The following is a 15,116-nucleotide window of genomic DNA, read 5'->3' as shown; positions in this document are numbered from 1 at the left end:
AAAATTTAACGTTGGCGCTTTGTTTTGTTCAGTTTTCAAAGAGCAATTTGTTCGCCATCTCTCTTAGCGACTTTAATATCTTAACATCTTATTACCACTTCGTCAATAACTTTTTTAAAAAAGTTTTTATCATTCTTTTTCAAATGCTTTGACGTTGCAGCAACTTTTATAATATACCAGCGTATAAATCAATAGTCAATAGGTTTTTTGAATTTAATTCACTTTTAAATTTCATGACTGATTCCACTTGGATAAATTCGATTTCCCCTTCATATACATTAGGATTTCCTCCTCGGTGCTCACCCTTTTAAACAGCCTGAAAAGGATGTTATATTTCTCGTTTATTGCCCTTTTGACTATGTGATCGATTCTGTCATCCTGCAAATCGAATAGTATTTCATCCATCTCTCTTTTTAAAAGGTACTCCAATTCCATTTTTTCTTTGTCATTGATCAATAAACCGAGCATGGTTCACACCTCCATCAGACATCTTTCCCCATTCCCATCAATTTTATGAACTTTCAACCCGTTTTTTTGCATAACAATAATCCTCGCGCATAAATTTGAAGACAAGAGTACTTTGGACAAGGGGATGGATTAATGAAATTTTTCATGGTGCTTCAAGCCAAGAACATCAAGTATTATTCGTTAATTTTGCTTACCGCACTTTTTACCGCTTGGTTTCTTTTTGTACAAAACATTCTTCATGCCCCCGTTTTTTCAACGGAAGATGGGCCGAAAGCGGTTTATAAAGGGGAAAAGAATGTTGCGATCACGTTCAATATTGGCTGGGGTGATGAGAAAGCCGCTCCGATAATAGAGACATTAAAAAGAGAAAAGATTAAATCGGCCACTTTTTTCCTTTCGGGATCTTGGGCAGAACGCCACCCTGACATAGTAGCTGAAATTGTGAAAGAAGGATATGAAATCGGCATGCTTGGTTACGATTATAAGGATTATACCGAAATGGAAGATCAAGAAATCATCCGGGATATTTCTAAAGCCCAGGAAGCATTTAAAAAACTTAATGTAAAGAATATAGAACTTTTACGCGCTCCCACCGGCCACTTTGATAAACGACTCTTGAAGATCAGCGAGAAATTTGGATATACCGTTGTCCATTGGAGCATCGATTCGAAGGATTGGACCAATCCAGGTGTGGATCGGATCGTACAGAACATCACCAAGGCCCAAAAAGGTGATATCATTTTATTACATGCTTCAGACTCAGCAAAACAAACGAATAAAGCATTACCGGAGTTATTAAGTGAACTTCGATCAAAAAATTTAAACTTCGTTAACGTTTCAGAGATGATTTCCAATTCCTCGGCAAGCAGTGAGGAAGTCCGCTAACTGAAAAAACTGCGTACTAATGGTCTCCTTGAACCTTTAGTACGCAGTTTTTCTGTTTTGATTTCTTTATGTAAGGTCCGGCCTACATATAGGTTAGCTGCCTTTACCTAATTGACCGGCTTTCATCTTTCCCTTTGCTGGAGTTTGCTTACGCTCTCTTCTATCGGCCAATTCCTTTTGTGAAATTTCAATCAATTTGCCAAGGACCAATAATTGATAAGCATTGCAGACTAGCAATGGAAACAGCATGAAGTAAAGCCAGCCTTCATCATTGGTTTTCAGGACAGGTACCCACTCCAATACCGTGACCACGACCATGAAAAACAAGGCCGGTATGAAAGACTGTTTATTCGTTTGTTTCATTTTGAAATAAGCTGTAATAAGCCCTGCGGCCAATACAACCAAAGCTAACACGATATACGAACTGATTCCCTCGCCTGAACCAAAGCTAAGATATCGCAGGTAAACAAGATCGAATACAACAAAAAGAATGAGTACAAGTTGAACGGCATTCCATAAGGAAGCGCTTTTAAATATCCCCAGACCAAAACGATGTATTGTTAAATAGGCAAAAAAGCCGGCTTGGCTTATGACACTGAAAATTAATCCAACACCGAATAACCAAATAAAAGTTGATAGGATGGCACTGACTTCAAAAGAAGAAAAATAAGGCTTAAACTCACTCCATCGAGCCAAGAACCCTACAACTCCGCCAGTTACGCCACCTATAAGCAATGTTGTTAAAAACAATTTAACTAAATTACGGCTGTTCATTGTTTTCCTCCATACATTTCTATTCATTTCCTTAATTGTACCAACCAAATTTGGAAAAATCCACTTATTCCACCAAGGAATAATATCGCCGATTGGAACCATATTAACAGTAAGAAGGATGAAAGGGGCCCTGCGTATGAGAGTGGGAGTTGCTTTGCTTTTCACGTCATTCTTACTCGTTTGTTCCGGTTGTGCTCAAAATGGGGCAGGCGGAGAAAAAATGGAGTACGAAGAGACAAAGAAAATGGTCGTCGATATCTTGAAGACAGATGATGGAAAAAAAGCCATCCAGGATATCATTACTGATGATAAAACGAAAGCTGAACTTATTATGGATTCGGATGCCATTAAGAAATCCATTGAAGATATGGTCACTTCAGATAAAGGGAAGGAATTTTGGAAAAAGACATTTAGTGATCCTGAATTTGCTTCCGCTTATGCTAGAGCATTAGAAGACGAACATAAAAAGGTATTGAAGGACTTAACTGCTGATCCTCAGTATCGTGGAATGCTCATGGAAATAATGAAAGAACCGGATATGGAAAAAGAAATGAATAAATTATTAAAAACCAAGGAAATGCGATCGGTCTATAAAGAGCTGATCATCGAGACCATGGAAAGTCCTCTCGTCCAAGCGAAAATGCAAGAGAAATTGGATAAAGCAGCCACAAAGGCGGCCGAGAAGGAGAAAAAGTAAAAAGAATGAAAGAAGGCTGATTCCCACTCGGAATCAGCCTTCTTTTTATTGCAGTTTTTCAATGACCTTTTTAGCAATATCTTCGTAAATCCTGCCAAGCCTATGGTCCGCTGCGTAGATGGATGGAGCAAAGTCCTCTTCGTTCCAATCTGGCTGTTGCAGGGGAAGTTGACCTAAAACTTCTGTACGAAGCTCTTCTGCAAGCTTCTCTCCGCCGCCTTTTCCGAATACATATTCCTTTTCACCGGTCGTTTTACTTTCGAAAAATGACATATTCTCTATGACACCAATGACTTCGTGTTCTGTCTTGATGGCCATGGCACCAGCTCTTGCAGCAACGAAGGCTGCAGTCGGATGCGGTGTCGTAACAATGATTTCTTTACATGAAGGGAGCATCGTATGCACGTCCAATGCAACATCGCCTGTACCCGGCGGTAAGTCAAGGACCAAATAGTCCAAATCTCCCCATTCCACTTCATTAAAGAAACTGTTAAGCATTTTACCCAGCATCGGCCCTCTCCAGATGATCGGCGCGTTATCCTCTACAAAAAAGCCCATTGAGATAACTTGGACGCCAAACCGTTCTACAGGAATGATTTTTTCCCCGCGAACAACCGGTCGTTTTGTTATCCCCATCATATCAGGTACGCTGAATCCGTAAATATCGGCATCAACCAGTCCGACCTTTTTGCCTAAACGAGCAAGTGAAGTGGCGAAATTCACTGAGATCGTAGATTTTCCCACTCCGCCTTTACCACTGGCGATCGCGATGAATTGTGTCTTGCTGTTAGGTCCAAGCAAACCTTGGTCCGCCTCACCCTGGGGAATGCTCTCACGATGCTTGGCTAATTCCTCTTCTGAAAGTTCCGTGAAACGGATGCCTACCGATTCCGCTCCGTTCGTTTTCAGCAAGTCCACAACTTCGGATTGCATTTGCATTTGCTCGGCAGTCCCCGTTTTCGCAATCGCAAGTTTAACGCTTACATGATTCTTTTCAGGTTTTATTTTGATTTCTATAATTCCATTTGTCTCTTCAAGGTTTTTATGTAGAAAAGGGTCTTTAAGATCCTTTAATAAATTCAGTACTTTCTCTTCTGTTAACAAGTCGAGCACCCCTTTGAATTTTATTTTCCCATTTTTCAGTATAACATATTACCGAAAGAAAACTTATTATCTGCCTTGCATGCGAGACCAGATTATTTCCCCATGATAAAAAGGCCTTGTACCTTACAAGACCCCGACATCACTTGTCATCCGATAGTTTTTCTTCTGTGAAGTACCGTAAAATCCCCATATAAATCGAACTGGCAATCTTTTCCTGGTATTTATCACTGATAAGGCGTTCCCTTTCCTCAGAATTGGAAAGAAAGCCAATTTCCACAAGCGCTCCTGGTTTCTTAGCATAATTCATCAAATATACATGATTGATCGTTCTTGCATCACGCTTTGTATTTTCCAGGTTTCTGATGATTTCAGTCTGAATGAATTTAGCCACCTGTTCATTTTCCTCAAACCTGCTTGTATAAAAGGTTTGGGCACCTTTCGATGACGCCGATGGAAAAGAGTTCAAATGAATGCTTAAGAATAAGTCCGCTTCCGAATCATTGATCATTTTAACCCGATTCCGTAAGTCCTCCTGTTTTCGCTGGCGGATCCCCTTTGTATTACCCTGTGCCAGATCCTCATCCTTCTCACGGGTCATGATGACAAGTGCACCTTGTTCCTGCAAATAGTCCCTGACCTTTAATGAAACGGAAAGGGCAATTTCCTTTTCCATTATCTCTTGTACATTTGCCCCGCCGTCCATTCCTCCGTGACCTGCATCCAGAATGATGACCTTCCCTGCCAACGGAAGGTTCCAGGAGTCCCAAGAATCATCTTCAACGAATTTAAAAGTCACAATTAAAAAAAGGACAAACAATCCCATAGCGATTCCTGTATATTTCAGCTTTCTGCGCATGACCGTTCCCCTTCCATGATCTCTCTACTAAAAAGTATGGGACAAACCATGGAATTAGAACAAGGAATGGGATTTTGCCTTCTTAATGCAGTTTCATTTTATATCTTTTTTCTCCAGTCTTAAAACCGTCCAGCCACCAATCGCCTACAAATCCTTCACAACAATAAAACAATCCTTCATCGAAAGCGTTATTCGCTGTAACTTCCCGCCAATACAAAATAAAGTTAAAAAGAGTATCGACCAAAAACTTCTCTTCCTTCCAGCACCTGGACCTTACATCATCTTCCGACTCCCCATAATAGCCAAACTTACTATAGTTCGCTCCTAATAAATAAGCCTCGATGGCAACATCGAAGTAGCCTTCCTCCAAAACATCCATCAAATCCTGTCCGAAATAACGCTGAATCCTCCCCTTCATATCCTCGATAGAAAGTTCCCTGAGCAACCTGCGTTCGAACTTCAATTGCCTTTCCCTTTGCATCTCCTGTAAACCTAATATCACAGCCATAATTCACCTCCGGGGCAATTCCCCATTTCCCAAAATTATTTCCCAAGACATAATTTAGTTTTAGCGTTCTATTTTGAACCATTCATTTATTCCATTGGCAAAAAATAAAGAGGATAGGTTCGGCAGGTAATTGAAATGCCTATCCTAGGCTATCTTCCATAAGAAGCTTAAAAGGACCGTCCAAACATTTCGGATGATATTTACTCGCAGAAAAAATTGATACTATCACCCGGAACCCGTCACTTTAGGATGCTACCTGAGGCAGGCCTTGCGACTTGGGTAGCTCACTGCGCATGCCTTACATTGATCACACCTGATTATTCATGTCGTGTTCTTACTTAAATTCAAGCAAGCTTTGTGATCTATTGATAAAAAGGACATCCGTGGTAAACGGATGTCCTTTTCTAACATGATATTACATTTTATAATAGCGAATTTATTTAAATACATACCTACTTGGCAGGATGAACTGCCAGAGGCACAGTACAATATCCAGTCGCCGGTACTACACAAAGTTGGAATGGCTTCCTATATTCGTTTCACTTTAAATCTGTCCAGCCCTTTTCTTTAATCGGCCAGCTAGGGGCACGACGATTATTCCGGCTATTACGACCTGCATTACATTTCCGGGGATGGAGCCGAATGGCTGGATCCAGTTACCGTAAAGGATAACTTCAGTAAAATAATAGCCCACGATTTTTATGATCAATGCAACGGCAACGGCCAAAGTGTATACAAGTTCTCTTTTGCCCGGTACCTTTTCAGATATAAGGCCGGCTAGAAAGCCCATTGCTCCGACGATGACGAATGTAAACGGTGCCCATGCTGCCCAGCCGGAGAAAAGATCGAAGAAGGCCATACCGAAGGCACCTGCTATCGCCCCTGTTTTTTTTCCATATACCAATGCCGCTATAAAAAGGGGGACGTTGCCCAGGTGGATCAGGCCGCCGTTACCCATTATCGGGAGCTTGATGTTGATGAACATTGTCGCTACAAGGGTTAATGCAATGAATAGCGCATTGATGACCAAAGCTTTTGTTTTAGTTGTTTCAATCGGTGAGTATGTTGAATTCATATGAAGTCCTCTTTCTTTTTTTAAGTATTATCATACTCCTAAACAGAGACTTAATAAATATCGATTTTACAAATAATTCTGTATTCCACAAATAAACTCATGTGTAATAAATGGGACCTATCATCCCCAACATCCGAAGCACCCTCCCTACGGCGTTAAATCGCATTGTGGCTGGGGACTGGGAAGGATTTATATCATGACGCAGAAGGGTTCATGGAGCATGATGTGGCCAATGAAATTCAAATTCATTCTAACGGTTTAAGAATCATTGCACTCTGTACATTAAATAAATTTGATTGGCAATATAATCCGAACTAAAATAAAGCCCCTTTCTTAACCACCATATAATAATGCCTACCAACGAGGCTGTTTTAATGTCAATGTCAACATAGTCAGCAGGTAGATCCTTTTCAGTATTCTTCCTTCTAATTTCCACCAATTGCTTTAACAATGAAAACAACTGGTCCTCAAACTGATTCGTTTTAAATAAAATATGTAAATAATTCCGATGGATATATAAATAATCAAGCAATTGTGTTAGCTGTTGTTTTTCCGATAAGTCTTTTGCATGTATTAAAGCAAATATTTTCTCAGATAGCTCATTTAGAATCTCATCGGTGATTTGCGTTAATAAATCTTGAATATCCTGATAATGCAGGTAAAATGTTGTCCGATTCAGCCCTGCTTTGGCTGCTATTTCCCGAACCGTTAAATTTGAAATAATGGGGTCCTCGCATAAGAGTGCAATGACAGCATTTTTAAACATTTCCCTTGAACGAATTGTACGAGGATCTTCTTTTTTAAGTATAGACATTTCATTCTCCTTTATAGATATTCTTTAACTTTCTCAACAGCATAAATTTCTATGTCGATTAGTGAACACTTTCAAGAAAACTGTTCATGGTAAGTAACATATATTTTTGTTACCATCGATTTTATCGACACGGTGTTGATAATACAAGTCAAAAATGAAGGAGTTTACGAATGGACATTACTGAAAGAAATAAAAAAGTTTTATTAATTGTACTGATTGCCGGTTGTTTTTTATCAACATTAAATCAGACTTTATTAAATGTTGCATTGAGTGGTTTAATGGAAGTATTTGATGTAACGGCTGCAACTGTACAATGGTTATCTACAGGGTTTATGCTAGTGAACGGTGTTTTAGTGCCAATCACTGCCTTTTTAATGCAACGGTTTACAACAAGGCAGCTATTTATTAGCTCGATGTTCTTTTTGCTCATCGGCTCTGTACTTTGCGCATGTGCGGGGAATTTTGGCGTGCTGTTAACGGGCAGAATGATACAAGCAATCGGTGCCGGGATTATTATACCTCTAATGATGACGGTTATTTTATATTTATATCCTAGCGAAAAGCGCGGAAGCATCATGGGGACAATCGGCTTTGCGATAATTTTTGCCCCTGCCATAGCCCCGACCTTATCTGGTTTTATCATTGAATATGTTTCATGGAGATGGCTATTCATTGGGTTAATCCCATTCTTACTAATCGTCATCGTTCTAGCGTTCAAATATTTAATGAATGTTGCAGAGACAACAAAAGCAAAATTGGATATCACAAGTGTCATTTTATCAACGATTGGTTTCGGCTGTATATTATTTGGGTTTAGTAGCGCAGGAAGCAAGGGATGGGATGATCCCGGTGTCATCACTGCAATAATCGTCGGAATGATCGTGTCGACTCTATTCTGTTTACGTCAAATGAAATCGAGCGACCCACTATTAAATTTAACTGTATTCAAGTATAAAGTTTTCACGCTTACATCCTTCATCAATGTACTAATTACGATGATCATGTATGCGGATTTAATCCTTTTGCCAATCTACTTGCAGAATGGACGAGGTTTTACAGCATTTGAAGCAGGTTTACTGCTATTACCCGGAGCTGTGATTAATGCCTTCTTATCCCCTGTCACAGGTAAAATGTTTGATAAATATGGTGCTAAACCACTCTTTATTACAGGTTTGGTATTCATCATTGTTTCGATGTGGGGAGTCATAGATATAAGCGATTCAACGACGTATATCTATATCATGGTTCGTACCATAATATTACGAATTGGTTTGAGCTTCATTACCATGCCATTAAATACAGCAGGGTTGAATGCTTTACCAAGAGAATTGGGTTCCCATGGTTCAGCTGTAAATAATACCATTCGCCAATTGTCAGGTGCCATCGGAACAGCAGTTGTCATCACAGTATATACAATGCAGGCAACTTCACATGCCTCTGAGCTAACAATGGAAAATGAAAACATTACGGCTATAGAACCAGAGGCATTAGCTTCCATCCTTGGCTCAAGTGATGCCTATGTTTTCATGCTAGCCTTATCTTTTGTGGCGTTAATAATAGCATGCTTCATGCCGAAAAAAGCCGCAATCAATAAAGGTGAAGGTGAATCTCAAAACTAAGATTGTTAACTGAAGTATTTAAAATAAAGCATATCCGGGAGATCACGGATATGCTTTATTATTATTTCCGGTCAAAAAAAAAGACCCCCAACCATATGGTTGAGAGCCTTTCGAAACGGTAATAGAATTAACGTTTTGAGAACTGAGGTGCACGACGTGCGCCTTTAAGACCGTATTTTTTACGTTCTTTCATACGTGGGTCACGAGTTAGTAAACCAGCAGTTTTAAGAGATGGACGGTATTCTGGATCAACTTGTAGCAATGCACGAGCGATACCGTGACGGATTGCTCCAGCTTGACCAGTATATCCACCACCGCTAACGTTTACTAGAACGTCGTAATTTCCAGTAGTTTCTGTTGCAACTAGTGGTTGGTTAACAACTTCACGTAATGCTGCAAAAGGAATATATTCATTGATGTCACGACCGTTAATAACGATGCGACCTTCGCCTGGTACTAAACGTACACGAGCTACTGAGCTCTTACGGCGACCAGTACCATAATATTGAACTTGTGCCAAGATAGTAACCTCCTTAGTAATTATCCGCGTAATTCGTATACTTCTGGTTGTTGAGCAGCGTGTGGGTGCTCAGCTCCAGCGTATACGTGTAATTTTTTGTAGATTTGACGACCAAGAGAATTCTTTGGAAGCATACCTTTGATAGCAAGTTCAAGCATTCTCTCAGGGTAGTTTGTACGCATTTCAAGAGCAGTTCTAGTTTTAAGACCGCCTGGATGCATAGTGTGACGGTAATAAATTTTGTCAGTCAATTTTTTACCAGTCAAATGGATTTTTTCAACATTGATAAGAATTACATGATCACCAGTGTCAATGTTCGGTGTAAAAGTTGGTTTATGTTTACCACGTAAGATGGATGCTACTTCAGTAGAAAGGCGACCCAAAGTTTTGCCTTCAGCGTCAATCACATACCATTTACGTTCTACTTCATTAGCTTTCGCCATAAATGTCGTACGCATGGTTAACCTCCTAAAAAACTTTTTAATTTTTTATATTTATTTTCAATCACAATAAACTTCCGGGGCTTATCGTGGGATTAAAATACATACCATATTATATTAACTTCTCCCAGATTCATTGTCAAGGGAATGTTACACTAGGATAAGTTGTCTATAAAACACTCTCTGCAACTCCATGAAAAGCTCAGTATAGCATCAAACCGCTCCATTACTGATTTCAGCCCATTACCCATTTGTAAAAAAACTGGTATCACTTTGAAAATATTTTTATTTGTAAAATACTTTCCATAAATACAAGCCTTGGGCAGGTGCTGTTTTCCCTGCAAAGCTGCGGTCCTTCTTGTCCAAAATTCCGCTCATATCATGGGGTGACATCTTGCCGCTGCCGACATCCAGGAGCGTCCCAACCAAGATACGCACCATATTATATAAAAAGCCTTCGCCAACGAAGCGGAAAACCATGAAATCATCGCTCTCTTCAAAATCCATTTCTTTTATGGTTCGAACTTTATCGACCACTTCCGTTTTTGCCGAACAAAAACTTGTAAAGTCATGTGTCCCTATCAAATAGGAGATTGCTTCCCTCATCGCCTCCACATTTAACGGGTATGGATAATGATAGGCGTAATTCCGCTTAAACGGATCCCGCAGTTTCGAACGGGCTACGATATAACGGTACTCTTTCCCAGTAGTATGGAACCTCGCATGAAAATCGTCAGGCACGATATCGACTTCCAGAACGATGATATCGGTCGGAAGAAGCGCGCTGAACGCCTTTATCCAATTTTCAGTAGGGAATGTAAGGGGGGACTCAAAGTGAAGTACCTGCCCCTTTGCATGGACCCCTGAGTCTGTCCTGCCTGAAGCAGTCACTTTTATAATTGTGCCTTTATGCATTTGGGCCAAGACTGCCTCGAATTCACTTTGTATGGTGCGTTTCTCAGGCTGCACCTGATAGCCAGCAAAATCCGTGCCGTCATAAGCGATCACACATTTATATTTTGGCATAGTTCTCTTCCTTATTATGAACGTAATAAAAATAACATGACCGTTAGAACACCTATTGAGACCATCAAAAGACTATCACTCGTCTTCCAGTTCAATTGGCGATATTTCGTGCGGCCTTCCCCGCCACGGTATCCTCTTGATTCCATGGCAGTTGCCAATTCCTCCGCCCGTTTGAACGAACTAACAAATAAAGGAACCAGCAGAGGTACAATCGATTTAACCCTGTCCTTTATCGGGCCAGATGAAAAGTCAACGCCCCTTGCAGTTTGGGCCTTCATGATTTTTTCCGTTTCCTCCATTAGCGTTGGGATGAATCGAAGGGCAATGGACATCATCAATGCCAGTTCATGTACAGGCATCTTCCACTTTTTCAAAGGTCCCAACAGCTCTTCCATCCCATCTGTAATGGATATCGGGGATGTCGTCAAAGTTAAAAGTGACGTTACAAGGATTAGTAAAGTAAATCTAATGGATATGAAAAAACCTTGAATCAAACCGCCTTCATAGATTTCAAACCAACCGTATTCAAAAAGCAATTCCCCTTCCTTCGTAAACAATATATGGAGAAGGAATGTAAATACGATCAAGAAAAAGATTGGCTTCAACCCATTATAAAGATAGCGAAGCGGTATTTTGGAAAGACTGATCAAAAGGATGGTGAATACAGCAAGCAAACCGTAAGAAACGACATTATTCGCCAAAAAGACGACACAAACAAACAGGAACACGAGGAGCAGTTTAGCCCTTGGGTCCATCTTGTGCATCAATGAATTTGCAGGGACATAACGCCCGATAATCATTTTATCCAGCATCAGCGGTTCCCCCGTTTCATGGCTTTATCTATTTCTATCGCTAAATCACCGATATTAAGACATGGATGATCAAAGCGAACACCAAGTTCCTTCTGGAGCTTTAGCTGAAAGCGGACCGTATCAGGAACATCCAGGCCTAGCTCCATTAATTGTTCCGGCTCTGAGAAAATTTCCTGGGGGGTTCCTTTTTTGAACACCGTACCCTTATGCATGATAATGATGTCATCCGCGTACTTGGCTGCATCCTCCATGCTATGGGTCACCAGAATCGTTGAAATGCCCCTTGCTTTATGCAGATCATAAAACATATCCATGATTTCTTTGCGTCCTCGCGGATCCAGTCCCGCTGTAGGCTCATCAAGGACCAATACTTCCGGTTCCATGGCAAGTACCCCAGCGATGGCCACCCGTCGCATTTGTCCGCCGGATAAGTCGAATGGAGATTTTTCAAGAACTTCCTCATTCAATCCGACTTGCGCGAGGGCTTTCCTGGCCAGTTTCTTTGCATCGATTTCAGAAACGCCAAAATTCATAGGACCGAAACATATATCCTTTTCAACCGTTTCATCAAATAACTGATGTTCCGGGAACTGAAAAACAATTCCGACCTTTTGTCTTATTGGCCGCAAAGCCTTTTCTTTTCTTCCGGCTTCAATCGTCCGATCCCCAATGAAAACCCGACCCTTCGTCGGTTTTAAAAGAGCATTCAAATGCTGCAGTAGCGTGGATTTCCCGGACCCTGTATGCCCGATGATTGCGGTATAGGTTCCCGGCTCCATTGAAATATTGACATCATGAAGGGCTAGATGTTCAAAAGGAGTATTCACCTGATAGCGGTATTCTACATCATCGAGTGTAATTCGCATAAATCCTTCACCAACTCTTCCTCTGTCAAATGCCCATCAACTACACGAACACCATTTTTTTGTAACTCCTTGGTTAGTTTCACTGAAAAGGGAATATCCAGTCCAAGAGCAATCAATTCTTCCTCTAACTCAAAAATATCCTGAGGCGATCCTTCACGATATAACCGACCTTGGTTCATGACTATCATTCGATCGGCTTTCGCAGCTTCCTCAAGATCATGGGTGATTGATATGACAGTGATCTCGTTTTCCTGTTTTAATTCCCTAACTGTTTCAAGCACTTCTTCACGGCCTCTTGGGTCAAGCATGGAGGTTGCTTCATCTAAGATGATTATGTCTGGCTGCAAGGCTATTACACCTGCAATGGCCACTCTTTGCTTTTGACCGCCGGATAGATGGTGCGGCTCTTGATTAAGAAAGGCATTCATCTTAACCTTATTTAACGCACCATGAACACGCTCCACCATAACCTGCTGAGAAACACCGGCGTTTTCTAAACCAAAAGCCACATCATCCTGAACTGTAGTGCCTACAAATTGATTATCTGGGTTTTGAAAAACCATGCCAATTTTCTGGCGTACATCCCAAACGGATTCTTCTGTCAAAAGTTGATCATTAATGGTAATGGTACCTGAGTTAGCGAACTGAAGGCCATTCAATAACTTCGCTAATGTCGACTTGCCAGAACCATTATGTCCGACAATCGCTAGCCACTCCCCTTGATGAATATCAAAAGAAACATCATCCAAGGCGTTTCGAGACTGACCCTCATATTTAAAAACAATATTATTTAAAGAAACCAGCTTCTTCACCATGTGGCCCTCCTCATCTCGACTGCACTCGCCTAAACTAAGCTCTGCTCACTCAATATAAATATAGTAGTTTTTCCTTCTGAAAATATAAAAAAACGCTGCACCCCTTCCACCGAAAGAATTTTCGGTAAATTAAGAGCAGCTAACAGCGGGCCTGTTACGAAAAACAGGTTATCTTATAATCGCTTTTCAAAAGCGGGAAGGGATGCTTGAGCTAGACGTGAAGGCTCCCTGCATGATACAGGTTCCGCCAGCCATCGTAACACTCAATGCGAATTTCTAAAGTACAGAATTTCTATTTAAAAAAAGAAAAAGGGCATAGAACAAGTGAGTATATTCATTTGTCCCGCCCTTTTTCATCGTTGTTATTAAACTAATTCAATAACCACGACTGGTGCACCGTCACCGCGGCGTGGACCAACTTTCATGATACGAGTGTATCCACCTTGACGTTCTTCATAACGTGGAGCCACGTCACTGAATAATTTTTGAAGGGCATCTGTGCCATTCTCAGCGTCAGCGATTTCGTTACGGATGAAAGATGCAGCTTGACGGCGTGCATGCAAGTCACCACGTTTACCAAGAGTGATCATTTTATCTACTACAGAACGTAATTCTTTTGCACGTGCTTCAGTAGTTTCAATGCGCTCATGGATAATAAGATCCGTAGCTAAATCACGAAGTAATGCTTTACGTTGTGCGCTAGTGCGTCCTAACTTTCTGTAACCCATTAGAGATTCCCTCCTTTGTTGAAGTTCTATATTGTGTGTCAATAACAAGGCTCACAACATAATGGATTGATTCCGCCATGTTATCAGTCGTCTTTACGAAGACCTAAGCCTAATTCTTCTAGTTTCGCTTTCACTTCTTCAAGTGATTTACGACCTAGATTACGTACTTTCATCATATCTTCTTCCGTTTTATGAGCTAGCTCTTGAACGGTATTGATTCCAGCACGTTTCAAGCAGTTGTAAGAACGAACAGAAAGGTCTAATTCTTCGATCGTCATCTCAAGAACTTTTTCTTTTTGATCTTCTTCTTTTTCAACCATGATTTCAGCATTTTGAGCTTCATCGGTTAAACCAACAAAGATATTTAAATGCTCTGTTAAAATCTTAGCTCCAAGTGCTACCGCTTCTTGCGGACCAGTACTGCCATCAGTCCAAACATCAAACGTTAACTTGTCAAAGTTAGACAACTGTCCAACACGTGTATTTTCAACTTGGAAAGATACGCGTGAAACCGGAGTGTAAAGAGCATCGATTGGAATTACACCAATTGGCTGGTCTTCTCTCTTGTTTTGAACAGCAGGAGTGTAGCCGCGGCCGCGACGTGCAGATAAACGCATACGCATATGACCGTTTTTACCAATTGTAGCAATATATAAATCCGGATTAAGAATTTCTACATCACTATCATGAGTGATATCAGCAGCCGTGATGACTCCGTCACCCTGAACGTCAATTTCCAGCGTCTTCTCTTCATCAGAGTAAATCTTAAGAGCTAGTTTTTTCACATTAAGAATGATAGATGTTACATCTTCCACGACGCCTTCAATTGTTGAGAACTCATGTAGCACTCCATCAATTTGTATAGCTGTGACAGCAGCACCTGGGAGTGAGGATAAAAGAATACGACGTAAGGAGTTACCCAATGTAGTACCATACCCACGCTCTAGTGGCTCTACGACGAATTTACCGTACTTGGTATCGTCGTTGATTTCAACCGTTTCGATTTTTGGTTTTTCTATTTCGATCATCAATAAACCCTCCTTCAAAACGTCAAAACCCCGGCAAGTAAACGAAGTCACTTAAACCGAAATTCCCCATGTATACGTTCC

At 40.8% G+C, this 15,116-nt stretch carries 18 protein-coding genes; 3 read left to right on the top strand and 15 right to left on the bottom strand.

Annotated elements, in window-relative coordinates:
- Positions 1-231 precede the first annotated feature (231 nt).
- A complete protein-coding gene (locus ADA55_RS00565) occupies positions 232-468 on the bottom strand; it encodes a hypothetical protein (protein ID WP_048677931.1) in 237 nt (78 codons plus the stop codon).
- 132 nt (positions 469-600) lie between these two features.
- On the opposite strand from ADA55_RS00565, the gene pdaB reads away from it, so the two are divergent.
- Complete coding sequence (gene pdaB / locus ADA55_RS00560; protein WP_048677930.1) at positions 601-1,353, top strand: polysaccharide deacetylase family sporulation protein PdaB; 753 nt, start codon at positions 601-603, stop codon at positions 1,351-1,353.
- 93 nt (positions 1,354-1,446) lie between these two features.
- Here the strand turns inward: pdaB and ADA55_RS00555 are convergent, their stop codons facing one another.
- Complete coding sequence (locus ADA55_RS00555) at positions 1,447-2,127, bottom strand: KinB-signaling pathway activation protein (RefSeq protein ID WP_048677929.1); 681 nt, start codon at positions 2,125-2,127, stop codon at positions 1,447-1,449.
- Between the two features lie 136 nt (positions 2,128-2,263).
- Between ADA55_RS00555 and gerD the strand changes: the two genes are divergently transcribed.
- Positions 2,264-2,824 carry a spore germination lipoprotein GerD gene (gene gerD / locus ADA55_RS00550; RefSeq protein WP_048677928.1) on the top strand — a complete coding sequence of 187 codons (561 nt, stop codon included), beginning with the start codon at positions 2,264-2,266 and terminating at the stop codon, positions 2,822-2,824.
- 45 nt (positions 2,825-2,869) lie between these two features.
- Here gerD and ADA55_RS00545 read toward each other — a convergent pair whose 3' ends face one another.
- From ADA55_RS00545 to ADA55_RS00525, 5 genes are all read right to left on the bottom strand, one after another.
- On the bottom strand, positions 2,870-3,928 hold the full coding sequence (locus ADA55_RS00545; RefSeq protein WP_048677927.1) for an Mrp/NBP35 family ATP-binding protein: 1,059 nt from the start codon (positions 3,926-3,928) through the stop codon (positions 2,870-2,872).
- Positions 3,929-4,067: 139 nt separating this feature from the next.
- Entirely contained in the window at positions 4,068-4,784 is a 717-nt protein-coding gene (gene cwlD / locus ADA55_RS00540) for an N-acetylmuramoyl-L-alanine amidase CwlD (protein WP_048677926.1), read from the bottom strand.
- 82 nt (positions 4,785-4,866) lie between these two features.
- A complete protein-coding gene (locus ADA55_RS00535) occupies positions 4,867-5,292 on the bottom strand; it encodes a DUF2521 family protein (RefSeq protein WP_034304952.1) in 426 nt (141 codons plus the stop codon).
- 544 nt (positions 5,293-5,836) lie between these two features.
- Positions 5,837-6,367, bottom strand: a complete 531-nt coding sequence (locus ADA55_RS00530) for an ECF transporter S component (RefSeq protein ID WP_048677925.1) — start codon at positions 6,365-6,367, stop codon at positions 5,837-5,839.
- Positions 6,368-6,632: 265 nt separating this feature from the next.
- A complete protein-coding gene (locus tag ADA55_RS00525; RefSeq protein ID WP_048677924.1) occupies positions 6,633-7,181 on the bottom strand; it encodes a TetR/AcrR family transcriptional regulator in 549 nt (182 codons plus the stop codon).
- A gap of 170 nt (positions 7,182-7,351) precedes the next feature.
- Between ADA55_RS00525 and ADA55_RS00520 the strand changes: the two genes are divergently transcribed.
- The gene (locus ADA55_RS00520) at positions 7,352-8,800 is read left to right on the top strand and encodes a DHA2 family efflux MFS transporter permease subunit (protein ID WP_048677923.1); all 1,449 of its coding nucleotides are present in this window, start codon (positions 7,352-7,354) and stop codon (positions 8,798-8,800) included.
- A 127-nt stretch (positions 8,801-8,927) separates the two neighbouring features.
- Here the strand turns inward: ADA55_RS00520 and rpsI are convergent, their stop codons facing one another.
- The 8 genes from rpsI to ADA55_RS00480 form a co-directional block, all read right to left on the bottom strand.
- Positions 8,928-9,320, bottom strand: a complete 393-nt coding sequence (rpsI, locus tag ADA55_RS00515; protein ID WP_034304957.1) for a 30S ribosomal protein S9 — start codon at positions 9,318-9,320, stop codon at positions 8,928-8,930.
- Between the two features lie 20 nt (positions 9,321-9,340).
- Positions 9,341-9,778, bottom strand: a complete 438-nt coding sequence (gene rplM / locus ADA55_RS00510; protein ID WP_034304960.1) for a 50S ribosomal protein L13 — start codon at positions 9,776-9,778, stop codon at positions 9,341-9,343.
- Positions 9,779-10,045: 267 nt separating this feature from the next.
- Positions 10,046-10,786, bottom strand: a complete 741-nt coding sequence (gene truA, locus ADA55_RS00505; protein ID WP_048677922.1) for a tRNA pseudouridine(38-40) synthase TruA — start codon at positions 10,784-10,786, stop codon at positions 10,046-10,048.
- 14 nt (positions 10,787-10,800) lie between these two features.
- Positions 10,801-11,598 carry an energy-coupling factor transporter transmembrane component T family protein gene (locus tag ADA55_RS00500; RefSeq protein WP_048677921.1) on the bottom strand — a complete coding sequence of 266 codons (798 nt, stop codon included), beginning with the start codon at positions 11,596-11,598 and terminating at the stop codon, positions 10,801-10,803.
- Positions 11,598-12,464: an energy-coupling factor ABC transporter ATP-binding protein gene (locus tag ADA55_RS00495; RefSeq protein ID WP_048677920.1), complete on the bottom strand. Its 867-nt coding sequence runs from the start codon at positions 12,462-12,464 to the stop codon at positions 11,598-11,600. The genes ADA55_RS00500 and ADA55_RS00495 overlap by 1 nt, the downstream gene beginning before the upstream one ends.
- Entirely contained in the window at positions 12,440-13,279 is an 840-nt protein-coding gene (locus ADA55_RS00490) for an energy-coupling factor ABC transporter ATP-binding protein (protein ID WP_034304970.1), read from the bottom strand. The genes ADA55_RS00495 and ADA55_RS00490 overlap by 25 nt, the downstream gene beginning before the upstream one ends.
- 365 nt (positions 13,280-13,644) lie before the next feature.
- Complete coding sequence (gene rplQ, locus ADA55_RS00485; protein WP_034304973.1) at positions 13,645-14,007, bottom strand: 50S ribosomal protein L17; 363 nt, start codon at positions 14,005-14,007, stop codon at positions 13,645-13,647.
- A gap of 83 nt (positions 14,008-14,090) precedes the next feature.
- Positions 14,091-15,035, bottom strand: a complete 945-nt coding sequence (locus tag ADA55_RS00480; protein WP_034304976.1) for a DNA-directed RNA polymerase subunit alpha — start codon at positions 15,033-15,035, stop codon at positions 14,091-14,093.
- Positions 15,036-15,116 lie beyond the last annotated feature (81 nt).

It is taken from the genome of Bacillus sp. 220_BSPC (assembly GCF_001054655.1).
In the GTDB taxonomy this organism is placed as follows: Bacteria; Bacillota; Bacilli; order Bacillales; family DSM-1321; genus Peribacillus; species Peribacillus frigoritolerans.
The sequence above is the reverse complement of the archived record's forward strand: the minus strand, read 5'-3'. Positions and strand labels throughout refer to the sequence as shown.

Coding starts and splice junctions, on each gene's coding strand:
- ADA55_RS00565 (WP_048677931.1), bottom strand. CDS start 468: ATGCTCGGTTTATTGATCAATGACAAAGAAAAAATGGAATTGGAGTAC.
- pdaB (WP_048677930.1), top strand. CDS start 601: ATGAAATTTTTCATGGTGCTTCAAGCCAAGAACATCAAGTATTATTCG.
- ADA55_RS00555 (WP_048677929.1), bottom strand. CDS start 2,127: ATGAACAGCCGTAATTTAGTTAAATTGTTTTTAACAACATTGCTTATA.
- gerD (WP_048677928.1), top strand. CDS start 2,264: ATGAGAGTGGGAGTTGCTTTGCTTTTCACGTCATTCTTACTCGTTTGT.
- cwlD (WP_048677926.1), bottom strand. CDS start 4,784: ATGCGCAGAAAGCTGAAATATACAGGAATCGCTATGGGATTGTTTGTC.
- ADA55_RS00535 (WP_034304952.1), bottom strand. CDS start 5,292: ATGGCTGTGATATTAGGTTTACAGGAGATGCAAAGGGAAAGGCAATTG.
- ADA55_RS00530 (WP_048677925.1), bottom strand. CDS start 6,367: ATGAATTCAACATACTCACCGATTGAAACAACTAAAACAAAAGCTTTG.
- ADA55_RS00525 (WP_048677924.1), bottom strand. CDS start 7,181: ATGTCTATACTTAAAAAAGAAGATCCTCGTACAATTCGTTCAAGGGAA.
- ADA55_RS00520 (WP_048677923.1), top strand. CDS start 7,352: ATGGACATTACTGAAAGAAATAAAAAAGTTTTATTAATTGTACTGATT.
- rplM (WP_034304960.1), bottom strand. CDS start 9,778: ATGCGTACGACATTTATGGCGAAAGCTAATGAAGTAGAACGTAAATGG.
- truA (WP_048677922.1), bottom strand. CDS start 10,786: ATGCCAAAATATAAATGTGTGATCGCTTATGACGGCACGGATTTTGCT.
- ADA55_RS00500 (WP_048677921.1), bottom strand. CDS start 11,598: ATGCTGGATAAAATGATTATCGGGCGTTATGTCCCTGCAAATTCATTG.
- ADA55_RS00495 (WP_048677920.1), bottom strand. CDS start 12,464: ATGCGAATTACACTCGATGATGTAGAATACCGCTATCAGGTGAATACT.
- ADA55_RS00490 (WP_034304970.1), bottom strand. CDS start 13,279: ATGGTGAAGAAGCTGGTTTCTTTAAATAATATTGTTTTTAAATATGAG.
- rplQ (WP_034304973.1), bottom strand. CDS start 14,007: ATGGGTTACAGAAAGTTAGGACGCACTAGCGCACAACGTAAAGCATTA.
- ADA55_RS00480 (WP_034304976.1), bottom strand. CDS start 15,035: ATGATCGAAATAGAAAAACCAAAAATCGAAACGGTTGAAATCAACGAC.